The sequence below is a fragment of the Pseudoxanthomonas sp. UC19_8 genome, assembly GCF_042700505.1.
Lineage (GTDB): Bacteria > Pseudomonadota > Gammaproteobacteria > Xanthomonadales > Xanthomonadaceae > Pseudoxanthomonas_A > Pseudoxanthomonas_A winnipegensis.
This window is the reverse complement of sequence record NZ_CP170559.1, coordinates 3,424,177-3,447,190: the sequence shown is the minus strand read 5'-3', so window position 1 is coordinate 3,447,190 and position 23,014 is coordinate 3,424,177. Positions and strand designations below refer to the sequence as shown.

General features: G+C 70.1%; 18 protein-coding genes. 3 read left to right on the top strand and 15 right to left on the bottom strand.

The genetic code is table 11. The features are described from left to right. Positions 1-20: 20 nt before the first annotated feature. Genes ACFJIT_RS15230 through ACFJIT_RS15220 form a run of 3 tightly spaced genes read right to left on the bottom strand, consistent with a single transcriptional unit; the run spans position 21 to position 5,785 of the window. The gene (locus ACFJIT_RS15230) at positions 21-1,457 is read right to left on the bottom strand and encodes an efflux transporter outer membrane subunit (protein ID WP_379654122.1); all 1,437 of its coding nucleotides are present in this window, start codon (positions 1,455-1,457) and stop codon (positions 21-23) included. After that, positions 1,454-4,582, bottom strand: coding sequence for a multidrug efflux RND transporter permease subunit (locus tag ACFJIT_RS15225; RefSeq protein WP_379654121.1), 3,129 nt, complete (start codon positions 4,580-4,582; stop codon positions 1,454-1,456). The genes ACFJIT_RS15230 and ACFJIT_RS15225 overlap by 4 nt, the downstream gene beginning before the upstream one ends. A gap of 12 nt (positions 4,583-4,594) precedes the next feature. Beyond that, entirely contained in the window at positions 4,595-5,785 is a 1,191-nt protein-coding gene (locus ACFJIT_RS15220; protein WP_379654120.1) for an efflux RND transporter periplasmic adaptor subunit, read from the bottom strand. Between the two features lie 300 nt (positions 5,786-6,085). Between ACFJIT_RS15220 and ACFJIT_RS15215 the strand changes: the two genes are divergently transcribed. Together ACFJIT_RS15215 and ACFJIT_RS15210 are read left to right on the top strand one after the other, a co-directional pair. Then, positions 6,086-8,506, top strand: a complete 2,421-nt coding sequence (locus ACFJIT_RS15215; RefSeq protein ID WP_379654119.1) for a membrane-bound PQQ-dependent dehydrogenase, glucose/quinate/shikimate family — start codon at positions 6,086-6,088, stop codon at positions 8,504-8,506. 140 nt (positions 8,507-8,646) lie between these two features. Continuing rightward, complete coding sequence (locus tag ACFJIT_RS15210; RefSeq protein WP_130514733.1) at positions 8,647-9,507, top strand: IclR family transcriptional regulator C-terminal domain-containing protein; 861 nt, start codon at positions 8,647-8,649, stop codon at positions 9,505-9,507. Between the two features lie 571 nt (positions 9,508-10,078). Here the strand turns inward: ACFJIT_RS15210 and pcaC are convergent. The 3 genes from pcaC to ACFJIT_RS15195 are packed head-to-tail and all read right to left on the bottom strand — an operon-like array spanning position 10,079 to position 12,634. Further along, a complete protein-coding gene (gene pcaC, locus ACFJIT_RS15205; protein ID WP_130523941.1) occupies positions 10,079-10,471 on the bottom strand; it encodes a 4-carboxymuconolactone decarboxylase in 393 nt (130 codons plus the stop codon). Between the two features lie 20 nt (positions 10,472-10,491). Beyond that, on the bottom strand, positions 10,492-11,271 hold the full coding sequence (gene pcaD / locus ACFJIT_RS15200) for a 3-oxoadipate enol-lactonase (protein WP_379654118.1): 780 nt from the start codon (positions 11,269-11,271) through the stop codon (positions 10,492-10,494). Positions 11,272-11,296: 25 nt separating this feature from the next. After that, positions 11,297-12,634: a 3-carboxy-cis,cis-muconate cycloisomerase gene (locus ACFJIT_RS15195; RefSeq protein WP_379654117.1), complete on the bottom strand. Its 1,338-nt coding sequence runs from the start codon at positions 12,632-12,634 to the stop codon at positions 11,297-11,299. A gap of 27 nt (positions 12,635-12,661) precedes the next feature. Here ACFJIT_RS15195 and ACFJIT_RS15190 point away from each other — a divergent pair, with 27 nt between their 5' ends. Further along, complete coding sequence (locus ACFJIT_RS15190; RefSeq protein WP_379654116.1) at positions 12,662-12,817, top strand: hypothetical protein; 156 nt, start codon at positions 12,662-12,664, stop codon at positions 12,815-12,817. A 597-nt stretch (positions 12,818-13,414) separates the two neighbouring features. Here the strand turns inward: ACFJIT_RS15190 and pcaG are convergent. The 9 genes from pcaG to ACFJIT_RS15145 all read right to left on the bottom strand — a co-directional run bounded on the left by pcaG (position 13,415) and on the right by ACFJIT_RS15145 (position 22,921). Beyond that, positions 13,415-13,978, bottom strand: a complete 564-nt coding sequence (pcaG, locus tag ACFJIT_RS15185; protein ID WP_340648061.1) for a protocatechuate 3,4-dioxygenase subunit alpha — start codon at positions 13,976-13,978, stop codon at positions 13,415-13,417. Between the two features lie 3 nt (positions 13,979-13,981). Continuing rightward, a complete protein-coding gene (gene pcaH, locus ACFJIT_RS15180) occupies positions 13,982-14,689 on the bottom strand; it encodes a protocatechuate 3,4-dioxygenase subunit beta (RefSeq protein ID WP_379654115.1) in 708 nt (235 codons plus the stop codon). A 290-nt stretch (positions 14,690-14,979) separates the two neighbouring features. Then, positions 14,980-16,188, bottom strand: coding sequence for a 3-oxoadipyl-CoA thiolase (gene pcaF / locus ACFJIT_RS15175; RefSeq protein WP_379654114.1), 1,209 nt, complete (start codon positions 16,186-16,188; stop codon positions 14,980-14,982). 13 nt (positions 16,189-16,201) lie between these two features. Then, positions 16,202-16,846 (bottom strand): 3-oxoacid CoA-transferase subunit B, encoded by a 645-nt coding sequence (locus tag ACFJIT_RS15170; protein WP_379654113.1) that lies wholly within the window; start codon positions 16,844-16,846, stop codon positions 16,202-16,204. Then, positions 16,843-17,523 (bottom strand): 3-oxoacid CoA-transferase subunit A, encoded by a 681-nt coding sequence (locus ACFJIT_RS15165; protein ID WP_130530196.1) that lies wholly within the window; start codon positions 17,521-17,523, stop codon positions 16,843-16,845. The genes ACFJIT_RS15170 and ACFJIT_RS15165 overlap by 4 nt, the downstream gene beginning before the upstream one ends. Before the next feature lie 226 nt (positions 17,524-17,749). Beyond that, on the bottom strand, positions 17,750-19,057 hold the full coding sequence (locus tag ACFJIT_RS15160; RefSeq protein ID WP_379654112.1) for an MFS transporter: 1,308 nt from the start codon (positions 19,055-19,057) through the stop codon (positions 17,750-17,752). A 76-nt stretch (positions 19,058-19,133) separates the two neighbouring features. Further along, positions 19,134-19,991 (bottom strand): type I 3-dehydroquinate dehydratase, encoded by an 858-nt coding sequence (aroD, locus tag ACFJIT_RS15155; protein ID WP_379654111.1) that lies wholly within the window; start codon positions 19,989-19,991, stop codon positions 19,134-19,136. Positions 19,992-20,067: 76 nt separating this feature from the next. Then, positions 20,068-21,363 carry a carbohydrate porin gene (locus tag ACFJIT_RS15150; RefSeq protein ID WP_379654110.1) on the bottom strand — a complete coding sequence of 432 codons (1,296 nt, stop codon included), beginning with the start codon at positions 21,361-21,363 and terminating at the stop codon, positions 20,068-20,070. 55 nt (positions 21,364-21,418) lie between these two features. Continuing rightward, positions 21,419-22,921, bottom strand: a complete 1,503-nt coding sequence (locus tag ACFJIT_RS15145; RefSeq protein ID WP_379654109.1) for a NosD domain-containing protein — start codon at positions 22,919-22,921, stop codon at positions 21,419-21,421. Positions 22,922-23,014: the final 93 nt, after the last annotated feature.

The window sequence follows — 23,014 nt, the reverse complement described above, 5'->3', positions numbered from 1 at the left end:
CATGCCCGCGCCGCGGCGGCTCAGCGCGCGGCGGTGGCCTGGGCGTCGGCGCCGCCGCCCAGCACCTGGTACAGCGTGACCCGGTTGCTGGCGTCTTGCTGGCGCAGGGTGATCAGCGCCTGCTGCGCGGCGTACAGCGAACGCTGCGCATCAAGCACCGCCAGGTGGCCGTCCAGGCCGGCACGGTAGCGTGCGTCGGCCAGGGTGTAGCTGCGCTGGCTGGCGTCCACCAAGGCCTGCTGCGCGGTCAGCTGCGCCTGCAGGTGGTCGCGCGTGGCCAGGGCGTCGGCCACTTCGGCGAAGGCCGACTGGATCGCCTTCTCGTACTGCGCCACGGCAATGTCCTTGCCGAGCTTGGAGGCATCCAGCGAGGCCTTCAGCGCGCCGGCATGGAAGATCGGCGCGGTGATGCTGGGCACGAACGACCAGGTGCGGCTGCCGGCCGAGAACAGCGTGGACAGCGCATCGCTGCTGCGGCCGGTGGAGGCGGTCAGGCTTAGCGAGGGGAAGAACGCCGCGCGCGCGGCGCCGATGTCGGCATTGGCCGCCTGCAGGCTGTGCTCGGCGGCGAGCACGTCCGGGCGCTGCAGCAGCACCGCCGAAGACAGATGCGCCGGCAGCGGCGCCAGGGCGACGCTGTTCTGCAGCGCCTGCTCGGTCGGCAGCAGCGACGGGTCGAGTGGCGCCCCGACCAGCAGCTGCAGCGCATCGCGCGCCTGCGCCAGCTGGGTGGCGGCGCTGGCCACGGCCACCCGTGCCGATTCGACGCTGGTCTGCTGCTGGGCCAGGTCCAATCCCGACACGCTGCCGACGCTGTGCTGGCGTTCGGTCAGCTGCAGGGTCTGCGCCTGGCTGTCCAGGGTCTGCTGGGCCAGGGTCAGCTGTGCTTGGTCGGCGGCCACGGTCAGCCAGGCCGCGGCGACCTGGGCGATCAGACTCAGGCGCACGCTGCGCTGGTTCTCCGCGCTGGACAGCCAGGTCTGCTGCGCCTCCTGGCTCAGGCTGCGCAGCTGGCCGAACAGGTCCAGCTGCCAGCTGCTCAGGCCGACCTGCACGGCGTCGTTGGTCGTCAGCTGGGACACGCCGTCGTCGTTGCTGGCGGGGCTGGTGCGCGTGCGGGTCATGCTCGCATTGGCATCGAACGACGGCAGCTGCGCGGCGCGCTGGAGGCGGTACTGCGCGCGCGCCTTGTCGATGGACAGCATCGCCACGCGCAGGTCGCGGTTGTTCTGCAGCGCCAGCGCGATGGTTTGGCGCAGGCGCGGATCCAGGAACACCTGCTGCCAGTCCGGCAGGGCCAGCGTGTCGACGGCGGGGCCGGCGGCGGGCGCGGCATCGGCCGCGGCCAGGTCGGCCGGCACCGGCGCGGTCGGGCGCTGGTAGGTCGGCGCCAGGGTGCAGCCGGCCAGGGCCAGCAGCGTGGCCGCGGCCACGCCGATGCGGACGGGCGTGCTCATGCCTGCACCTCCTTGCTGGCCGCCGTGCGATCCGGGAACAGCCGCCGCACGATCACGTAGAACAGCGGCACGAAGAACAGGCCCAGCGTGATCGACGCCAGCGTGCCGCCGGTGACGCCGGTGCCCAGCGAGTGCCGCGCGGCCGAGCCGGCGCCCTTGCTGAATACCAGGGGCAGCACGCCGAGCAGGAAGGCCAGCGAGGTCATCAGGATCGGCCGCAGGCGCATCTGCACCGCGTGCAGGGTGGCGGCGAGCAGGCTCTCGCCCTTGTGCTCGAGCTCGCGCGCGAACTCGACGATCAGGATGCCGTTCTTGGCCGCCAGGCCGACGGTGGTCAGCAGGCCCACCTGGAAGTACACATCGTTCTCCAGTCCGCGCAGGCTCATCAGTGCCACCGCGCCGAACACGCCCACCGGCACCGCCAGCATCACCGCGAACGGGATCGACCAGCTCTCGTACAGCGCCACCAGGCACAGGAACACGAACAGCAGCGAGATGCCGTACAGCGCCGGCGCCTGGTTGGCCGACAGCTTCTCCTGGTAGGCCATGTCCGACCAGGCGTAGCCGAAGCCGTGCGGCAGCTGCTTGCTCAGTTCGGCCATCTCGTCCATCGCCGCGCCCGAGCTGACCCCGGGCACCGCCTGGCCGGTCAGCTCCATCGCCGACACGCCGTTGTAGCGCTCCAGCGCGGCCGGCGCGCTGGTCCAGTGCGACTGGGTGAAGGACGACATCGGCACCATGTCGCCGCCGGCGTTGCGCACCGTCCAGCGGTCCAGGTCCTGCGGCGTCATGCGCGCCTGCGCATCGCCCTGGACGAAGACCTTCTTGATGCGGCCCTTGTAGATGAAGTTGTTGACGAAGTCGCCGCCGAGCGCGCTGTTGAGCGTGGCGTTGATGTCGCCCGGATCCAGGCCCAGCGCCTGCGCCTTGGCGTCGTCGATCTTGACCGCGTACACCGGCGCGTCCTCCAGGCTGGCGTAGCGCACGTTCATCAGCTTGGGATCGTGCTGGGCCAGGCGCAGCAGCTTGTCGCGTGCGGCGACCAGGGCATTGTGGCCGGCGCCCTCGTAGTCCATCAGCTCGAAGGTGAAGCCCGAGGCGTCGCCCAGGCCGGTGATCGCCGGCGGCGAGGTCACGAACAGCTCCGCATCCGGCACGTCGGCCAGCGCCTTGTTCAGATGATCGGCGATGGTCGCCGCGTCGTCGTCGCGGTCGTCCCAGTCCTTCAGGCGGATGAAGGCCATGCCGACGTTCTGGCCGGCGCCGGTCACGCTGAAGCCGGCCGAGGACAGCACCGAGCGCACGCCGGCATCCTTCAGCGCGGCCTGGGTCAGGCGGTCGGTCACCGCCAGGGTCTGCTCCAGGGTCGAGCCGGCCGGCAGCTTGACCAGCACGTTGAGCATGCCCTCGTCCTCGTCGGGCAGGAACGCGCCGGGCAGGCGCCACAGCAGCACGCCGGTGACCGCGATCAGCAGCGCATAGGCGATCAGGCCCAGCGCGCGCCGGCCCAGCACGCGCTCGACCAGTCCGCGGTAGCGCTCGGACAGCTGGCGGAAACGGGTGTTGAACCAGAGGAAGAACCGGCCCAGGCGCCCGTGCGAGCCGATCGCCTCCTCGCCCTGGTGCAGCGGCGTGAGGATGGTCACGCACAGCGCCGGGGTCAGGGTCATGGCCACCAGCACCGACAGGATCATCGAGGCGGCGATGGTGATCGAGAACTGCCGGTAGATCACGCCGGTGACGCCGTTGAAGAACGCCATCGGCACGAACACCGCGGTCAGCACCAGCACGATGCCGACCAGCGCGCCGCCGATCTGCTGCATCGAGCGCAGCGTGGCCTCCTTGGGCGGCAGGCCTTCCTGGCTCATGACGCGCTCGACGTTCTCCACCACCACGATGGCATCGTCCACCAGCAGGCCGATCGCCAGCACCATCGCGAACATGGTCAGGGTGTTGATCGAATAGCCGAACGCGGCCAGCACGCCGAAGGTGCCCATCAGCACCACCGGCACGGCGATGGTCGGGATCAGCGTGGCGCGCCAGTTCTGCAGGAACAGATACATCACCGCCACCACCAGCAGCACCGCCTCGATCAGGGTGATCACCACCTCCTTGATCGAGGTGGTGACGAAGGGCGTGGTGCTGAAGGCGATGTGGTAGTTGTAGCCGTGCGGCCAGTACTGCTTGAGTTCCTGCAGGCGCTGCTCGATCGCCTTGGAGGTCTCCACCGCGTTGGCGTCGGAGTTGAGCTCGATGCCCAGCGAGGCCGAGGGCTTGCCGTTGAAGCGGGTGATGCTGTCGTAGGTCTCCGGACCCGGGCCGATGGTGGCCACGTCCGACAGGCGCACCGCGGCGCCGCTGGCGTCGCTCTTGAGCACGATCGCGCCGAACTGCGCCGGGGTCTGCAGGCGGCTGCGGGTGGTCACGGTCGCGTCCAGGCGCTGGCCGCGCAGCGCCGGCTGGCCGCCGATCTCGCCGGCCGACACGTCGGTGTTCTGCGATTGCAGCGCGTTCTCCACATCGGACGGCATCAGCGCGTACTTGCGCAGCTTCTCCGGGTCCAGCCAGATGCGCATGGCGTATTCCGAGCCCAGCGGCTGGATGTTGCCCACGCCGCTGACGCGGCTGATCTGGTCATCGATGTTCGACTCCATGTAGTTGGCGACATCGAAGTTGTCCATGCTGCCGTCGTCGGAGGTGAACGCCACCACCTCGAACAGCGAGCCGCTGGACTTGGTGATGACCAGGCCGTTCTGCTGCACGGCCTGCGGCAGAACCGACATCACCGACTGCAGCTGGTTCTGCACCTGCACCTGGGCGGTGTCGGCGTTGGTGCCGGTCTCGAATACCAGGTTGACCTGGGCGCTGCCGTCCGAGGCGCTGGTGGAGGTCATGTACAGCAGGTGGTCCAGGCTCTGCTGCGACTGCTCGATCAGCTGGGTGACGGTGTTCTCCACCGTCTGCGCCGAGGCGCCGGTGTAGCTGGCGCGCACGGTGATGGTCGGCGGCGCCATCTGCGGATAGCGTTCGACCGGCAGCGCATGGATGGCGAGCATGCCGATCAGCACGATGACGATGGCCATGACCCAGGCCACCGTCGGGTGGTTGACGAAGAAGCGCGACATGCGAGGGGTCCCTTACTCGGCCTGGGCGTCGTCGGTCGGCAGCGCCGGCGTGGCGTCCAGCTGCGCGGCGCTGACCGGGTAGGGCTGCGCCGGCTTGCCCAGCTCGGCGCGGCTGGCGTTGATCACGATCAGCCGATCGCCCGGCTTCAGCCCCGACTCCACCACCCAGTCGTGGCCGACCACCTCACCGGTGCGGATGCGGCGCTCGACCACCTGGTTGTGCGCATCGAGCAGCTTCACCAGCGGCTCGCCCTTGCTGTCGCGGGTCACCGCCTGCTGCGGCACCAGCACCGCGCCCGGGTCGGTGGCCATCGGCAGTACCGCGCGCAGGTACATGCCGGGCAGCAGCAGGTGCTCGGGATTGGGCACGACCGCGCGCAGGGTGACGTTGCCGGTGCCGGCGTTGACCTGGGTGCCGACGAACTCCAGCGTGCCGGCGTGCGCATAGGGGCTGCCGTCCTCCAGCCGCACCTGCACCTGGGCCTTGCCGTCGATGGCATGGATCTGCCCGGCATCGAGCTGACGGCGCAGGGCCAGCATCTGCGTGCTGGACTGGGTGACGTCCAGGTAGATCGGATCCAGCCGCTGGATGGTGGTCAGCGCGGTGTCCTGGTCGGCGGTGAGCAGCGCGCCGACGGTATAGGCGGAGGTGCCGATGCGGCCGGAGATCGGCGCGGTGATGCGGGTGTAGTCCAGGTTGATCTTCGCCGCCTGCGCATTGGCCTTGGCCGCGACCACCGCCGCCTCGTCCTGGCGCAGGGTGGACAGCGCATCGTCGGCGTCCTGCTTGCTGGCCGCGTCCATGGCGGTCAGGGTGCGGGTGCGCTCGGCCTTGGGCCGCGCGCTGGCCAGCGCCGCCTCGGCCTGGACCAGATTGCCGCGGGCGACGTCGTAGGCGGCCTGGTACGGCGCCGGATCGATCAGATACAGCGGCTGCCCGGCCTTGACCTCCTGACCTTCCTCGAACAGGCGCTGGCGCAGCAGCCCGCCGACCTGCGGGCGCACATCGGCGGTCTCGTAGGCCACCGTCCGGCCGGGCAGGGTGCGCTCGACCGGCAGCGTGCGTGCGCCCAGGGTCATCACCCCGACCCGCGGCGGCGTCTCGGTGGTCGGCTTGTTGGCGGAGCAGCCCCCGGCCGCGGTAACGGCCAGCAACAGGGCACAGTGAACAAGACGACGAGGCGCCAGCGGAAGGTCGGACATGGGATTGCAGCCGGTGAGAAGCGCGCAACGCTACTCCGCAGATGTGTTGCATCGCGACATCCCCGCGGCGGGGCGTTGTACGCCCTTCACCAAGGTCGGAAAAACGTCGGAGCCGGCACAGTCCGTCGCATCCATCGGCCCTGGCACGTCTGTGCTATTACCGAACGCTAATGCGATAATCGCCCAACCCGCCGACGCCCGCCTGGGCCGCGGCATGCCATCCTGCGCCCCGGCGCCCGCCCTCGCTGCGGCCGTCCTTCGACGGCGGATGCCGCCATCACGTTGCAGAGGAATCAGAACGTGCAAACCCAAACGAACGTGCCGGCCGGTGGCCGGATCCTGCTGTGGAGCGTCGGCCTGCTGCTGGCGCTGATCGGCTTGGCGCTGCTGGCCGGCGGCATCAGGCTCGCCACCCTCGGCGGCAGCCTCTACTTCCTGCTGATGGGCGCGGCCAGCCTGGTCTCGGCGGTGCTGCTGGTGCTGCGCCGCCCGGCCGGTGCCTGGCTGTACGCCGTGGCCTTCGTGCTCAGCGTCGTCTGGGCGCTGTGGGACGCCGGCCTGGAATTCTGGCCGCTGGCCTCGCGGCTGATGATGCCCGCGGTGCTGGCGCTGCTGGTGGCGCTGGCCTACCCGACGCTGCGCCGCGCCCGCGGCCTGCCCGGCGGCCGCGGCGCCTACGCGCTGGCGGCGGTGCTGGCGCTGGCCTGCGCCGGCGGCCTGGCCGGCATGTTCGTGCCGCATCCGACGGTGGCCGCCAAGGGCCCCGGCCCGGCGCTGGTGCCGGTGGACCCGGCGCATGCGCAGACCGACTGGGCGGCCTACGGCAATACCGACGGCGGTAGCCGCTTCGCCGCGCTGGACCAGATCAACCGCAACAACATCAAGGACTTGAAGGTCGCCTGGACCTATCGCACCGGCGACATCGCCGAGAGCAACGGCAACGGCGCCGAGGACCAGACCACGCCGCTGCAGATCGGCCAGAAGGTGTTCCTGTGCACGCCGCACAACAACGTGATCGCGCTGGACGCGGCCAGCGGCAAGCAGCTGTGGAAGCACGAGATCAACGCCCAGTCCTCGGTCTGGCAGCGTTGCCGCGGCCTGGCCTACTTCGATGCGAGCAAGCCGCTGGTGCAGCCCACCGCGGCCGGTTCCACGGCGGTGACCCCGGTCAGCCTGCCGGCCGGCGCCAACTGTGAGCGTCGTCTGCTGACCAATACCATCGACGGCCGCCTGATCGCCCTGGATGCCGATACCGGCGCGTTCTGCCAGGGCTTCGGCACCGATGGCCAGGTCGACCTGAAGGCCGGCCTGGGCGCCGCGCCCGATCCGTTCTACCAGCTGACCTCCGCCCCGACCCTGGCCGGCACCACCGTGGTGGTCGGCGGGCGCGTGGCCGACAACGTGCAGGCCAACATGCCTGGCGGCGTGGTCCGCGGCTTCGACGTGATCACCGGAGCCCAGCGCTGGGCCTTCGACCCGGGCAATCCGGACGACAAGGCGCCGCCGGCCGAAGGCCAGACCTACGCGCGCAGCACGCCCAACGTCTGGGCGCCGATGTCCTACGACGCGGCGATGAACACCGTGTTCCTGCCGATGGGCAGCCCGTCCACCGACCTCTACGGCGCCGAGCGCACCGCGCTGGACCATCGCTTCGGCGCGTCGATCACCGCGCTGGACGCCAGCACCGGCCAGGTGAAGTGGGTCTACCAGACCGTGCACAACGATCTGTGGGACTTCGACCTGCCGATGCAGCCGAGCCTGATCGACTTCCCCACCGGCAACGGCACCACCCCGGCGGTGATGATCGGCACCAAGGCCGGCCAGCTGTACGTGCTCGACCGCGCCACCGGCAAGCCGCTGACCGAGGTCAAGGACGTCCCGGTCAAGGCCGCCGACATCCCCGGCGAGCCCTATTCGCTGACCCAGCCGCTGTCGGTGGGCATGCCGCAGATCGGCACCAAGCACCTGGCCGAGTCGGACATGTGGGGCGCCACCCTGCTGGATCAGATGCTGTGCCGCATCGCCTTCAAGAAGATGCGCTACGAGGGCCTGTACACCGCGCCGGGCACCGACGTGTCGCTGAGCTTCCCCGGCTCGCTGGGCGGCATGAACTGGGGCGGCCTGTCCTTCGACCCGGTGCATGGCTACGCCTTCGCCAACGACATGCGCCTGGGCCTGTGGGTGCAGATGATCCCGCAGAAGGCCGACAAGGCGGCCGCCTCCAGCGGCGGCGAGGCGGTCAACACCGGCATGGGCGCGGTGCCGCTCAAGGGCACCCCGTACGCGGTCAACAAGAACCGCTTCCTGTCCGCGCTGGGCATCCCCTGCCAGGCCCCGCCGTTCGGCACGCTGAGCGCGATCGACCTCAAGACCCGCCAGATCGCCTGGCAGGTGCCGGTGGGCACGGTCGAGGACACCGGTCCGCTGGGCATCAAGATGCACATGCCCATGCCGGTCGGCATGCCCACCCTGGGCGGCACGCTGGCTACGCAGGGCGGCCTGGTGTTCATCGCCGGCACGCAGGACTACTACCTGCGCGCCTTCGACAGCGGCACCGGCAAGGAACTGTGGAAGGCGCGTCTGCCGGTCGGCAGCCAGGGCGGCCCGATGACCTATGCGGTCAACGGCAAGCAGTACATCGTGGTCACCGCCGGCGGCGCGCGCCAGTCGCCGGATCGCGGCGACTACGTGATCGCCTACACCCTGCCGGACGCCAAGTAAGCCGCGTTTCCCGCGTCGGCCACGCCGGCGTTAACGCAGCAACGAGCGGCGGACCTTCACCGGTCCGCCGCTTCTCGTTTGGGCGCCCGCCGCGCGCGCCGCTACCATGGCGCTCCGCCCGCCCGCAGACTCGCCCGCCGATGACCGACTCTTCCAAGCCCCGCGCTCGCCGCAAGCCCGCTCCGGCTTCGGCGATCGCCGAGCGCGGCCTGGCGCGCGAGATCATGCGGCAGATCGACGCCGCCCAGGGCGACCCGGACTTCATGACCTCGCTGGCGCGCGGCATGGCCGTGCTGAGCGTGTTCGCCCAGCACGGGCGCGAGGTCACCATGTCGCAGATCAGCGCCGAGACCGGCATCCCGCGCGCGGCGGTGCGGCGCGCGCTGTACACGCTGGCCAAGCTGGGCTACGTGGGCGAGCACGGCCGCGGCTATGTGCTGCTGCCGCGCGTGCTGGGCATCGGCGGCGCCTACGTGGCCTCCGCGCCGCTGGCGGTGGCGGCCCAGCCGGTGCTGGACGCGCTGCGCGATGCCGTGCACGAGTCCTGCTCGCTGGGCGTGCTCGACGGCGACGACGTGCTGTACGTGGCGCGCGCCGAGACGGTGCGCATCATGTCCATCGGCCTGCGTTCGGGCAGCCGCCTGCCGGCGTACTGCACCTCGATGGGCCGCATCCTGCTGGCCTCGCTGCCTCCGGACACGCTGGAAGGTTATCTGGAGCGCAATCCGCTGCGCCCGCGCACCGAGCGCACCATCACCCATCCGACCGAGCTGCTCGAGGTGCTGGCCAAGGTGCGGCGCGAGGAGCTTTCGCTGACCGACCAGGAGCTGGAGATCGGCCTGCGCTCGATCGCGGTGCCGGTGCGCAACCGGGCCGGGGCGGTCATCGCGGCGCTCAACATCGGGACCCAGGCGGGACGGGTGAGTCTGCAGACGATGCATGCGCAGTTGTTGCCGCCGTTGCGGCAGGCGGCGGCGCGGTTGGGGGCGGTGTTGAGTTGAGCGCCTGGATGGCGGTATCAAAGGCGAAAGGCATCGCGCTTGCAGCGCGCCAAGGGCAAAGCTTTCGCGCCTGCGGGCGCGAGCTACTTTTGTCTTGTCAAAAGTAGCCAAAACCGCTTCTCGCCGGGACGCACGCCGACGCTGCGCGTCGGTCCCCTGCGCTCCTCGCCTGATCGGGCACGGCGCCCAAACTCGCTTCGCTCAGACAGGGCGCCTCTTCGGCCCGATCAGGCTGCGGTGCTCGGCGTGCTTTACGGCTCAGACAGGTAAGGCAACTGCAAAAGCAGAGGCTGCGAGCAACCGCAACCGCAACCGCAACCGCGACAGCGACAGCGACAGCGACAGCGGGAGGTGGGGCGGAGGCGGGGACGGGGCCTGGGCGGGGAGCCGGGGCCGAAGCAGTCTTTTCAGATCGTCATTCCCGCGAAAGCGGGAATCCAGGGACTTTGCGCTTCTCGCTCGTGCTTCTCTTTTGAGCTACCTGTGCGGGATCGCGCGAAGAGCGCCGTTTCAAATCGCCAAGGGTGATGCGCAGAACGCATTGGCTCTGCGGGTCACACCGACCAAAGCCTCACTTGGCCGACTCGGCCGCCTGCTCTTCCAGAATCGGTTTGGCCAGGGCGAAGGCGTGGTTCGCGGCCGGCACGCCGCAGTAGATCGCGGTCTGCAGTAGCACTTCCTTGATTTCGTCTGCGCTGACGCCGTTGTTGCGGGCGGCGCGGATGTGCAGCTTGAACTCTTCGTCGTGGCCCAGTGCGACCATCATCGCGATGGTCAGCAGCGAGCGGGTGTGCCGCGGCAGGCCGTCGCGCGTCCACACCTCGCCCCAGGCGGCGCGGGTGATGAAGTGCTGGAACTCGTGGGTGAAGTCGGTGCGTGCGTCCAGCGAGCGCTGCACGTGCGCCTCGCCCAGCACGGCCTTGCGCACGGCCAGGCCGGCTTCGTAACGGGCTTGTTCGTCCATCGTGGGGTCCTTCGAAGGCTTCAGGCGGTGAGGAAGTCGCGCAGCGCGGCGGTGAAGGCGGCCGGCGATTCGAGATTGCAGATGTGGCGGCCCGGCACCTGGGCGAAGCGGCCGTCGGCCACGTGCTGGGCGATGAACTGCAGGTCGGCCGGCGGGCACACCGGGTCGTCGTCGCCGGCGATGGCCAGCAGCGGCACGGCGATGCCGGCCAGGTCGTGGCGGAAGTCGGCCTGGCCGACCGCGTTGCAGCAGCCGACATAGCCCTCGGGCGAGGTCGCCAGGAAGGTGTCCAGCACCGCGCGCACCTGTTCCTCGTGCGTGTCGGTGTAGTGCTCGGTGAACCAGCGCATCACCGTGCCCTCGGCCAGTGCCTTGAGGCCCTGCGCGCGCACCTGCGCGATGCGCGCCTCCCAGCTCTCGGCCGTGCCGATCTTGCCGGCCGTGGCGCACACCGCCAGCCGTGCCAGCCGGTCGGCGGCGTTGAGGCCCAGCCATTGCCCGGTGAGCCCGCCGATGGACAGCCCGCAGAAGTGCGTGCGTTCGATCCCCAGCGCGTCCCACAGCGCGACCACGTCGCCGCCGAGCTGGTCGATCGTGTAAAGCCCGGCGGGCGCGGTGGACTGGCCGTGGCCGCGACGGTCGTAGCGCAGGATGCGGAAGTCGCGTGCCAGTTCGGCCACCTGCGGGTCCCACATCGACAGGTCGGTGCCCAGCGAGTTGCAGAAGGTCAGCCAGGGCGCGCCCTCGGCGCCGTCGATGCGGTAGTGCAGGCGATGAGTGGGCAGGTCGAGAAATGCCATGGTTGGCTCCGTCGCGGGAAAGGGATCAATCGGCCGCGAGCACGCGGTCAATCCAGGTGTCGCTCATGCCGCGCCAGCTGTCGGCGGCGAACAGCGCGTCGAGGCGCGCGGTATCGAGCAAGCCGCTGACTTGCGCATCTTCGGCCAGCACCTCGCGCAGGTGGCGGTGCTCGCCGATCGCGCGCTTGGCGGCGGCCTCGACCAGCGCATGCGCGGCGGACTTGCCGAGCGTGGCGGCCAGCGCGACCGACACCGCCTCGGCGTAGAGCAGGCCGCCGAAGCTGTCCAGATGCGCGGCCATGCGTGCGCGGTCCAGCTGCAGGCCATCGAGCACCACGGTCATCTGCGCCAGGCTGCCGGCGGTGAGGCGGATCAGTTCGGGCAGCGTTTCCCACTCGGCATGCCACTGGCCCGGCGCGCGCTCGTGCGGCTGGCTCATGGCAGCGAACAGTGTGGACACTAGCGCCGGCACGCGCGTGGCCGCGGCGATGGCCGCCACGCAGCCAACCGGGTTGCGCTTGTGCGGCATCGCCGAGGAGCCGCCCTTGCCGGCGCCGCTGGGTTCGAAGGCCTCGCCGACCTCGGACTGCATCAGCAGCACGATATCGGTGGCGATCTTGCCCAGCGCGCCCGCCAGCAGCGCGAAGGCGGTGCCGACCTCGACGATGCGGTCGCGCGCGGTGTGCCAGGGCAGGGCGGGCAGCGGCAGCTCCAGCTCCCGGGCGAGCGCCTCGGCCACGTCCAGGCCGCGGTCCTCGAGCGAGGCCAGCGTGCCGGCCGCGCCGCCGAACTGCAGCGCCAGCGCGTCGGCGCGCAGCGCCTGCAGGCGTCGTTGCGCGCGTTGCAGCGCATCGAGCCAACCGGCGGCCTTCAACCCGAAGGTGACCGGCACGGCCTGCTGCAGCAGGGTGCGGCCGGGCAGGCCGGTGTCGCGCTCGGCCTGCGCCAGCGTGCGCAGGATGGCGCACAGCCGGTCGAGCTTGGGCGTCAGGGTGTCGAGCGCCTGGCGCAGCTGCAGCACGGTGCCGGTGTCGATCACGTCCTGGCTGGTGGCGCCCCAGTGCACCCAGCGTGCGGCATCTTCGTCATGTGCCTTCACCTTGGCGGTGAGCGCCTTGACCAGCGGGATGGCGGGGTTGCCGGCCAGTGCGGTGGCCGCGCCGAGGGCGTCCAGATCGAAGTCATCGGCCCGGCAGGCCTCGGCGATGGGGCCGACGGCGCTGACGGGAATCACGCCGCAGCGCGCTTCGGCGCGGGCGAGCGCGGCCTCGAAGTCGAGCATGCCCTGCAGCTGTGCGCGGTCATCGAACAGGGCGTCGATGTCGGGATCGCCGAACAGGGGGGCGAGCAGGCGGGAAGTCATCGATGCGGGTCTTTGGTGTGAGGCTTGATGGGATTATGGTGGGCTGATGGCAGGAAGGATGACGTCAAACAGCATGTTGCCGTTGCCGTTGCCGTTGCCGTTGCCGTTGCCGTTGCCGTTGCTTTAGTTGTTGCTGTTGCTGTTGCTGTTGCTGTTGCACTTCGCTTTTTGTCTGAGCCGTAAAGCACGCCGAGCACCGCAGCGAAGCAGGGCCGAAGAGGCGCCCTGTTTGAGCGAAGCGAGTTTGGGCGCCGTGCCCTGCTTCGCGAGGAGCGCAGGGGACCGACGCGCAGCGTCGGCGTGCGTCCCGGCGAGAAGCGGTTTTGGCTACTTTTGACAAGACAAAAGTAGCTCGCGCGGCGAAGCCGTGCGAAAGCTTTGCTTTTGAAAAGCGCCCGCACGGCGTTCAAGTTTTGTTTGCAAATTAAATTCAAGTTTGGCTAAGAACTGGCGCAGCACTGATTGGACAAGAGCAACGCGCCTGCGGCGCGCCAAGTGCAAAGCTTTCGCGCCTGCGGCGCGACTTCCTTTTGTCTTGTCAAAAGGAAGCAAAACCGCTTCTCGCCGGGACGCGAGCCGCCGCTGCGCGGCGGTCCCCTGCGCTTCTCGGAAGACGGGGCACGTCGCCCAAACTCGCTTCGCTCAAACAGGGCGACTCTTCGGCCCCGTCTTCCTGCGATGCTCGGCTCGCTTTACGGCTCAGACAGGTGAAGCAAAGCAACCGCAACCGCAACCGCCAAATCAACAGCAACCGCTAATGCAAAGAGCGAAAAGCGGCGCTCAGTAGCTGAAGAACACCGTCTCCCGCTCACCCTGCATCTTCACATCCCACGCATACTGCCCCGGCGCCGTCTGCCGCGCGATCAGCGTCTCGCGGCGCGCTTCCGGCACCAGCGCCAGGATGCCGTCCTCGCCATTGCTGGCCTCGTCGGAGAAGTAGATGCGCGTCGGCGCCGCCTTGAGCAGCCCGCGCATGAACACCAGCGCCACCAGGTGCGGCGCCTGCGCGACCCCCTTCAGGCCCGGCACGCGGCCCGGCTTAATGGTGCTGAAGGAGAAGCGCCCCTGCGCGTCGGTCGGCACGCGGCCCCAGCCGTGGAACGCCGGGTCGTGCGCGTCGCGGCGCGGGTCCTCGGCATGGTCGTAGATGCCGTCGGCATCGGCCTGCCACAGCTCCAGCACCGCATCGCTGACCGGCGTGCCCAGACCGTCGTAGACCGTGCCGGTGATGGTGATGCGTTCGCCCTTGGCCTCGGGCGGGGCGATCTGCGTGTGGTACAGCGGCTCCAGCCCCAGACGGTAGTAGGGGCCGACGGTCTGCCACGGGGTCGATTGAAGGCTCATGCGTTACTCCCAGACGGTCTGCTTGCGGCCGCGCAGCACGATGTCGAAGCGATAGCCCAGCGCGTACTCGTTCTGCGTGGTCTCCCAGTCGAAGGCCGAGACCATGCGCGCCTTGGCCTGCGGGTCGGGCACGCAGTTGTAGATCGGGTCGAAGGCCAGCAGCGGATCGCCCGGGAAGTACATCTGCGTGACCAGGCGCTGGCCGATGCCCGCGCCATGCAGCGAGAAATGGAGATGCGCCGGGCGCCAGGCGTTGTAGTGGTTGCGCCACGGGTAGGCGCCGGGCTTGACCGTCTTGAAGCGGTAGTGGCCGTGCGCGTCGGTCAGGACCTGGCCGGTGCCCTTGAAGTTGGGGTCCAGCGGCGCGTCGTGCTGGTCGCCGGCGTGCAGGTAGCGGCCGGCGGCATTGCACTGCCAGACCTCGACCACGGTGTTGCGCACCGGCTTGCCGTTCTCGTCCAGCACGCGGCCGGAGACGATGATGCGCTCGCCCAGCGGCTCGCCCGCGAAGCCCGCGGTCAGGTCGGCCGCATGCTCGCCCAGGGTGAGGCGGTCCAGCGTGGGGCCGGTGACTTCCGACAGCGTCACCGGGATGGCGATGGGGTCGCTGCCCACGCCGCGCAGCACCGTGGAGGCGTAGGGCGGGTGGATGTAGGGCGGTTGCGAGCCGGGGTATGGCTTGCGGTAACCGGAAAGGGGGGAATCGCGCATCGCGGGCTCCGTTGGCTGGGCGACACCGAGGCGCCGCTGTTGCTTCATGTAGAGCGGAGCTTGTTGCAATCCCCTTTTGGGGGCTCCGCTGCTGTTGCTGTTGTTGTTGTTGCTGTTGTTGATTTTGCTTCACGCCAAAGACGCGCTGGTGTTCAGCTCGTTGGGAAGGCCCCAGCGGAGCAAGCTCCGCTCTACAGGACGGGGCGATGCTCGGGGAAGGCCTCAGCGGAGTCCCCAAAAGGGGATTGCCACAAGCTCCGCTCTACGAGGCAGAACGATCCTCGGGCCACTCAAGCCCGCTCGATCGCCAGCGCCACGCCCTGGCCCACGCCGATGCACATGGTCGCAAGTCCGCGGCGGCCGCCGCTGGCCTCGAGCTGGCGCAGCAGGGTCAGGGTGATGCGCGCACCGCTCATGCCCAGCGGATGGCCCAGGGCGATCGCCCCGCCATTGGCGTTGATGTGGGCGGCATCGTCGGCCACGCCGAGTTCGCGCAGGCAGGCCAGGCCCTGGGCGGCGAAGGCCTCGTTGAGTTCGATCGCGTCGAAGTCGCCGATGGACAGGCCCAGGCGCGCCATCAGCCTGCGCGTGGCCGGCACCGGGCCCATGCCCATGTAGGCCGGCTCCACGCCGGCGCTGGCGAAGCCCAGTACGCGTGCGCGCGGGGGCAGGCCCAGCGCCTGCACCTGCTCGGCGCTGGCCAGCAGCAGCGCGGCGGCGCCGTCGTTGATGCCCGAGGCGTTGCCGGCGGTGACCGTGCCGGGCTGGCGGAAGATCGGCTTGAGCTTGGCCAGGCCCTCGAGCGTGGTGTCGGCGCGCGGATGCTCGTCCACGCCGACCTCGATGGTCTCGCCGCGCTTCTTGCCGGGGACGGTGACCGGTGTGATCTCGCCCGCGAAGAAGCCGGCCGCCTGCGCGGCGGCGGTGCGCTGCTGGCTGCGCAGGGCGAAGGCGTCCTGGTCCTCGCGCGAGATGCCGTAGCGCGCGGCCACGTTCTCGGCGGTCTCGCCCATCAGGTCCACGCCGTAGAGCTGCTTCATCTTCGGGTTGATGAAGCGCCAGCCCATGGTGGTGTCTTCGATCTGCTGGTTGCGGGCGAAGGCGCTCTCGGCCTTGCCCATCACCCACGGCGCGCGCGACATCGACTCCACACCGCCGGCGATGGCCAGGCCCAGCTCGCCGGCGCGGATGCCGCGTGCGACGGTGCCGATGGCATCCAGGCCCGAACCGCACAGGCGGTTGACCGTGCTGCCCGGCACGCTGACCGGCAGGCCGGCCAGCAGCAGGCTCATGCGTGCCACGTTGCGGTTGTCCTCGCCGGCCTGGTTGGCGCAGCCCAGGTAGACGTCCTCGATCGCGGCCGGATCGAGGTCGGGGTGGCGCGCCAGCAGCGCCGCCAGCGGCACCGCGCCCAGGTCGTCGGCGCGCACGCCGCTCAGGATGCCGCCATAGCGGCCCACGGGCGTGCGGATGCCATCGACGATGAAGACTTCACTCATGCGCTTGCTCCGTTCAGTGCGCCAGGGTCAGGCCGGTCAGGCGCTGCAGTTCCTCGATGGACAGGCCATCGACCAGCTCGACCACGCGCGCCCCGTCGGGGCCGAGGTCGAACACGCCCAGGTCGCTGTAGACCCGGCTGACGCAGCGCAGGCCGGTCAGCGGATAGCTGCATTCGGCGACCAGCTTGCTCTCGCCGGTCTTGGTCAGCAGATCCATCATCACGTAGGTCTGCTTGGCGCCGATGGCCAGGTCCATCGCGCCGCCGACGGCGGGGATGGCGTCGGGCGCGCCGGTGCTCCAGTTGGCCAGGTCGCCATGCTGGGACACCTGGAAGGCGCCCAGCACGCAGATGTCCAGATGGCCGCCGCGCATCATCGCGAACGAATCGGCGTGGTGGAAATAGCAGCCGCCGGTCAGCAGCGTCACCGGCTGCTTGCCGGCGTTGATCAGATCCGGATCCTCCTGGCCCGGCGCGGGCGCCGGGCCCATGCCGAGCAGGCCGTTCTCGCTCTGCAGGAAGATCTCCTTGTCCGCCGGCAGGTAGTTGGCCACCTGCGTGGGCAGGCCGATGCCCAGGTTCACGTAGGCGCCCTCGGGGATGTCGCGCGCCACGCGCGCGGCCATCTGTTCGCGGGTCATGCGCTGGTAGTCGCTCATGCGCGGGCCTCCTCGTGGCCGACCGCGACCACGCGCTGGACGAAGATGCCGGGGGTGACGACGGCCTCGGGATCGAGCCCGCCGAGTTCGACCACCTCGTGGACCTGGGCGATGGTGCACTTGGCCGCCATGGCCATCAGCGGGCCGAAGTTGCGCGCGGTCTTGCGGTACACCAGGTTGCCCCAGCGATCGCCGCGGTGCGCCTTGATCAGCGCGACGTCGGCGTGGATCGGGTACTCGAGCACGTAGTGCCTGCCGTCGATCTCGCGGGTTTCCTTGCCGGCGGCCAGTTCGGTGCCGTAGCCGGTCGGGGTGAAGATGGCGCCCAGCCCGTTGCCGGCGGCGTGTATGCGCGCGGCCAGGTTGCCCTGCGGCACCAGCTCCAGCTCGATCTCGCCATTGCGGTAGGCCGCATCGAAATGCTGCGAGTCGCTCTGCCGCGGGAACGAGCACACGATCCTGCGCACGCGCTTGTGCTTGATCAGCGCCGCCAGACCGGTCTCGCCGTTGCCGGCGTTGTTGTTGACGATGGTCAGCTCGCGCGCGCCGTGCTCGATCAGCGCCTCGATCAGCGCATCGGGCATCCCGGCCGTGCCGAAGCCGCCGATCATCACGGTGGCGCCGTCGCGGATGTCGGCCACCGCCGCCGCGCACGAGGGCAGGGTCTTGTCGATCATGGCATCACCGCGCCGCCGCCGGCCGCGCGCGCTTGGGCAATCAGGGACATCGAAGTCGCATCCTCTCGCTTGGACAGTCCGCGCGCGCAAGCCGCGCGGGCCGTCAAGGTGGACCGCGCGAAAAATCGCGTCAATCCGAATATCGGTTTTAAGTTCGTTATTCGCACAAACTGGACCAAAGTCGAATGCCTCGCCTTGGCCGGCATCCGCCCGTCCGCGCCGGAGCTCAGCGCGCCGGCTGCAGACGCATCGTCAGTACCGCGGCGATGGCCACCAGCAGCGGCAGGGCCAGCACGTAGTACAGGTTGGCCGGCTGCCAGCCGGCGTCGACCAGCACGCCGACGGTCATCGGCGAGAGGATCGCGCCGACGCGGCCGATGCCGATCGCCCAGCCCAGGCCGGTGGTGCGCACGGTCGGCTCGAACACGATCGGCGCCACCGCGTACAGGCCGGCCATCGAGCCGAACAGCGCCGCGCCGATCACGAAGGCCACCGGGAAGGCCAGCTGCAGCTGCGTGCCCAGCGAGGCGAACACCACCATGCCCAGCGCGGCGATCAGGAAGCTGATGGCGGTCAGCCGCGGCAGGGCCAAGCGCGCGGCCAGCCAGCCGAACAAGGCCCCGCCGATGATGCCGCCCAGGTTCAGCAGCACCCCGCCGGTGACGCCCTGCTCGGCCGACAGCCCGGCCTGCACCAGCAGCTTGGGCGTCCAGCTCAGCACGAAGTAGAAGGCGAACATGTGCATGAAGAAGCCCAGCGCGATCAGCACGCTGTTGCGGCGCAGGCGCGGGGTGAACAGCGCCGCGTAGCCGGCCTTTTCCGGCGCCGGCGGCACCGGCGGCAGCGCGTCCAGCTTCGGGGCGCGCATGCGCGCCAGCAGCGCGTTGAGCCGGGCCAGCGCGTCGGGCGGGCGCCGGCTGAGCAGGAAGTCCAGCGACTCGGGCAGTAGCGCCAGCACCACCGGAATGCACAGCAGCGAGGCCAGCGCGCCGAAGAAGAACGCCGCGTGCCAGCCCCAGCGCTCCAGCAGCACCGTGGCGATCAGCCCGCCCAGCGTGGCGCCGATGGGATAGCCGGTGGCCTGCAGCGCCACCGCGGTGCTGCGCCACTTGGGGCTGGCGTATTCGGCGGTGATCACGCCCACGCCGGCGAGCATGCCGCCGATGCCCAGGCCGGTGAACACGCGCAGCCCGGCCAGCTGCCAGGCATTGCGCGCCAGGCCGGACAGCGCCATGCCCACGGTCAGGATCACCAGGCACCACAGGATCATCGCGCGCCTGCCGTAGCGGTCGGCCAGCGGCGCGAGCACCAGCGAACCGGCGGCCATGCCGACCAGGCCGGCGCTGAGCATCAGCCCGAGCTCCTTGCCGCTCAGGCCCCAGTCGGCCGACACGTGCGGCGCGGCGAAGGCCATCACCATCACATCGAAGCCATCGAGCATGTTGAGCAGCACGCAGATGGCGATGGCCAGCCACTGGAACGGACTCATCGACTGCAGGGTGAGCGGGGCGTTGGGGGCTGTGGCGTGGGCCATGGCGACTCCTTCAATCGGGCTGGCCGACGCGGCGCCGATAGCGCAGCGCTCGCGTCGAGAACGCCCGTGTGCAGCGTTACTGCGGCTTCTTGGTGGCGTTGTCGAGCGTGGTCAGGATGCCGCGCAGCGCGCCGACCTCGATCTGGCCCGGCGCCGAGGCGGTGCCGATCATGCCGAAGGTCATGGCCTGGCCGAAGGTCTCGCCGGACAGGCGCGAGACCACGCCCACCGGGCCCATCGACATGGTCAGCAGCGGCCGGTCGCTGCTCTGGCGCAGCTGCCAGGTGGCATCGAGCAGCTTGAGGACATCGCCGGGGTTCTGCGGCATCACCGCGATCTTCAACACGTCCGCGCCGAGGGCCTGCTGCTGGCGCAGCCTGGCGACGATCTCGGCCGTGTCCGGCGTGGCGTGGAAGTCGTGGTTGGACATCACCACGTAGGCGCCCGCCGCGTGCGCGGCGGCGACGATGGCCTCAACCACCGCGCGGTCGCGGAACATCTCCACGTCGTACAGGTCGGCGGCACGGGCCTTGATCAGCGCGGCGTAGAGCTTGCCGTAGTCGGCATCGGCGATCGCGGTGGCGCCGCCCTCGGCCTTGGTGCGGAAGGTCAGGATCACCGGCTTGCCGCCCGCCGCCGCGGCGATCTGCGGGGCCAGCTTGACCAGGGCCTTGGCATCGCTGGCGATGTCCAGGTAGTCGATGCGCCACTCGACCACGTCGGTATCGGCATTGGCGCCGATGCGCTGGGCCTGGGCCAGCTGCTCGGCTGCGGTCTTGCCGGTGATCGGCACGATGGTCTTCGGCGCGCCCTGGCCGATCTGCACGCCCTTGACGGCGATGGTGCGGACGGCGGGCGGGGTGGACGCGTTGGTCATGTCGGCGGCATTGGCGGCGGTGGCGGCGCCGGCCATCAGGGCGAGGGCCAGCAGCATGCGGGCGGCTAGGGTAGTACGGCGGAGCTTCATCTCAAGTCCCTCCCGGGAGCGATGGCGTGCGATGCGGCGTCTTTTAGAAGGTGATCTTGGCCTGCAGGCCGACGGCCAAGGCGTTGTCGGTCTGGGCGTAGGAGAAGGTGCCGGGGTTGGTGATGTACTGCACATCCGGGCGCAGCATCAGCCACGGATTGACCTGGAAGCTGTAGGACAGCTCGTACAGCTCCTCGGCGCCGGTGAGCGCGAACAGCGGCGAATCGGCCGGCACGCCGGCGGTGGTCAGCGCGACGCGGCGCGCATCGAGCAGACGGTGGTTGATGTCCGAGCCGACGTAGCCCAGCGCGATGCGGTCCTTGCTGCGCGCGCCCACGCCCTGCCACACCCCGCCGATGGCGTACCAGCGCTTGAGCTGGGCGGTGTCGCTGTCGGAGACCATGTACTCGGCGAAGGCATTCAGGCCGATGCTCGCGTCGCTGCCCGGCGTGTAGAGCTTCTGCTCGGCCAGCACGTAGGCGCCGTCGCGGCCGGTGACGCTGCTGGTGTCCAGGCCCTTCTTGGGCACGCGCGAGGAGTCGTAATAGCCGCCGAACTTGTACACGCCCGGATACAGCGTGCCGGCGCCCGGCTTCCAGGTCAGCTCGACCGGGAACAGCGAGCCGGTGGTGCCCTCGACGAAGGGCCGGAACGCGTTGCGCTCGATGTTGCCGCCCAGGTTGGGATTGACCTGGAACCAGCCGGCGCGCAGGTTCACCGAGGACGTCAGCTGCTCGGCGAATTCACCGCCCCAGCGCGCGGTCGGGTAGTTGTACCAGCCGCTGTTGCCGCTCATGGCCAGCGGGTGCGCGCAGAAGGCGGCGTTGACGAAGCTGGTGCCGGCGCTGAGCAGGCCGAACTGGTTGCCCATCGCGTAGAAGCCCAGCTTGAAGTACGAGCGGCCGGCGTTGAAGGTCTGGTCGTAGCTGAGCTCGGACAGGCGCGTGTACTGGCCGCCGTAGGCCTCCTGGATCGGGAAGCGGTTGCCCACCAGGTCGGCCGAGGTGCTGCGGCCGCGGCGGTCGTTGAGGGTGAAGCGGAAGGTGCCGCCGTCCCAGCCGGCCAGCTTGCCCATGTCCAGGTCGAAGCCCACGCGCACCTGCTGCGCGTAGCGCGCGCCGGTGTCCAGGCCGCCATCGACCACGCCCATCGCCTCGCCGACGTAGTCGCCGCGCAGGCTGATGCCCTTGTCCACCAGCGCGGCGCGCTCGCCGTTCCAGCCGCCGGTCATGGTGGTCGCATCGAAGCGGTCCTGCGCCTGGGCCAGCAGCGGTGTGGCCAGCAGGGCGAGCGCCAGCGGCGTCAGGGCGCGGGGAAGGGATCGGGAGACGTACGACATGGGGGATGACCTGTGAATGCGAAGGAATTACGGGTGCGGCGGTCGGGCAGGGACTTCAGCGCACCACGGCGCGTGGCGCGGACAGGGGCGAGGTGGCCCCGTCCACGGCGGTCACGGTCGCCGTGACGCCGGCGACATCGGCCGTGGCCGGCACGGCGAAAGAGAAGCGCGCCTGGCCCTGGGCGTCGGTGGTCACCAGGGCATCGCCCAGGTAGCGGGCCGCCTCGGTGTCGGTGGCGCGCGGGTTGCCGAAGACTTCCACGCGCTGGACGGTGTTGGCCGTGCCGCGCAGCTGGCCCTGGATCTGCAGGGTGGCGCCGCTGCGGCGGGCCTGTTCGACCACCGGCGCGGTCAGGCCGTCGTTGGGCGCGGGCTGGCAGTGGTCGGTGACCTGCGCGCTGCAGATCTTGGCCAGCTTGGCGGGATCGCTCTCCACGCCGCCGCCGCGCGAGCCGACGAAGTCGGCATGCTCCAGCCCCGGCACGCCGAACACGATCGCCCCGCGCGCCTGGCCCGGCACGCAGGCGCCGCCGGCCTGGCAGCGCTCGATCTTCAGCCCGTTGCCGAAGATCGCGTTGCCGGTGATCCGGTTGGGCCGCGACACCGGCTGCGGGCGCAGCGCCACGCCGATGCCGTTGCCGGTGATGGTGTTGCCGTCGACCACGTTGTCGCGGCCGGTCAGGCTGACGCCGATGGAATTGCCGGTGAAGGTGTTGGCGGCGATGGTGTTGCGGTTGCCCCAGTTGATCTGCAGGCCGTCGGAGTAGTCCTCGAAGCGGTTGCGCAGCACCAGGTTGTCGTTGCCCCACAGGATCTCGATGCCCTGGGAGGGCTCGGGATTGGCGTCGGTGGAGCGGAACAGGTTGTCGGCCACCAGGTTCCAGGCCGCGCCGCGGGTCAGCTCCAGGCCATCGCCGTTGTCGATGAATTCGTTGCGCACCACGCGGTTGTGCACGGTGGTCGTGGGCGTGGACTGGCCGTTGCCGTCGTCGCCGGTCAGCATCACGCCGGCGCCGCCCTTGTTGGCGACGATGCGATTGTCGTGCAGCCAGTTGTCGTGGCTGCGGTTGATCAGCACGCCGATGCAGAAGTTGCGCACTTCCAGCCCGGCCAGCTCGACGCCTTGCGTGTCGCGCAGGACCAGGCCCGGCAGGGTCGTGGTGCGCACGTTGGTGCCGTACTGGCCCGGCACCGCGCCCGGGCAGGCCTGGGTGCCGGTGCCGGTGACATAGGCGGCGCCGTCGATGGCCACGTACTGGCCGGACTGCGCGAAGGGCAGGCCGACGATGGCCACCGGGCCCTTGATCTCCGGCAGCGGCGCGCGCGGCTTGATCACATAGGGCGCGGCGCCGACCGCGGCGATCTCGATCCGGTAGGTGCCCGGGGCGGCGTTGGCGGTGGTGATGGCCCAGCGCAGCGAGCCCGGGGCCTCGTCATCGTCGTAGCGGTCCACCTTCAGCACCTGGCGCGGGGCCGGATCGGGCTCGGCCTGATGGCCGGCGGCCAGCAGCGGCAGGCAGGCCAGCAGGCCGCTGGCGACAAGGAGGACGGGGCGCATCTGGATCTCCGGCGGTACAGGGGTGTCTGCGCGGGCCGCGCAGCATGCCGCAAGGGCGGGGTGCGCGTGATGCCGCGGCAACGGCCGCCGTCG

Bases quoted from the DNA above. Each gene is read 5' to 3' on its own strand.
- ACFJIT_RS15230 (WP_379654122.1), bottom strand. From the start codon at position 1,457: ATGAGCACGCCCGTCCGCATCGGCGTGGCCGCGGCCACGCTGCTGGCC.
- ACFJIT_RS15225 (WP_379654121.1), bottom strand. From the start codon at position 4,582: ATGTCGCGCTTCTTCGTCAACCACCCGACGGTGGCCTGGGTCATGGCC.
- ACFJIT_RS15220 (WP_379654120.1), bottom strand. From the start codon at position 5,785: ATGTCCGACCTTCCGCTGGCGCCTCGTCGTCTTGTTCACTGTGCCCTG.
- ACFJIT_RS15210 (WP_130514733.1), top strand. From the start codon at position 8,647: ATGACCGACTCTTCCAAGCCCCGCGCTCGCCGCAAGCCCGCTCCGGCT.
- pcaC (WP_130523941.1), bottom strand. From the start codon at position 10,471: ATGGACGAACAAGCCCGTTACGAAGCCGGCCTGGCCGTGCGCAAGGCC.
- pcaD (WP_379654118.1), bottom strand. From the start codon at position 11,271: ATGGCATTTCTCGACCTGCCCACTCATCGCCTGCACTACCGCATCGAC.
- ACFJIT_RS15195 (WP_379654117.1), bottom strand. From the start codon at position 12,634: ATGACTTCCCGCCTGCTCGCCCCCCTGTTCGGCGATCCCGACATCGAC.
- ACFJIT_RS15190 (WP_379654116.1), top strand. From the start codon at position 12,662: ATGGGATTATGGTGGGCTGATGGCAGGAAGGATGACGTCAAACAGCAT.
- pcaG (WP_340648061.1), bottom strand. From the start codon at position 13,978: ATGAGCCTTCAATCGACCCCGTGGCAGACCGTCGGCCCCTACTACCGT.
- pcaH (WP_379654115.1), bottom strand. From the start codon at position 14,689: ATGCGCGATTCCCCCCTTTCCGGTTACCGCAAGCCATACCCCGGCTCG.
- pcaF (WP_379654114.1), bottom strand. From the start codon at position 16,188: ATGAGTGAAGTCTTCATCGTCGATGGCATCCGCACGCCCGTGGGCCGC.
- ACFJIT_RS15170 (WP_379654113.1), bottom strand. From the start codon at position 16,846: ATGAGCGACTACCAGCGCATGACCCGCGAACAGATGGCCGCGCGCGTG.
- ACFJIT_RS15165 (WP_130530196.1), bottom strand. From the start codon at position 17,523: ATGATCGACAAGACCCTGCCCTCGTGCGCGGCGGCGGTGGCCGACATC.
- ACFJIT_RS15160 (WP_379654112.1), bottom strand. From the start codon at position 19,057: ATGGCCCACGCCACAGCCCCCAACGCCCCGCTCACCCTGCAGTCGATG.
- aroD (WP_379654111.1), bottom strand. From the start codon at position 19,991: ATGCTGCTGGCCCTCGCCCTGATGGCCGGCGCCGCCACCGCCGCCAAT.
- ACFJIT_RS15150 (WP_379654110.1), bottom strand. From the start codon at position 21,363: ATGTCGTACGTCTCCCGATCCCTTCCCCGCGCCCTGACGCCGCTGGCG.
- ACFJIT_RS15145 (WP_379654109.1), bottom strand. From the start codon at position 22,921: ATGCGCCCCGTCCTCCTTGTCGCCAGCGGCCTGCTGGCCTGCCTGCCG.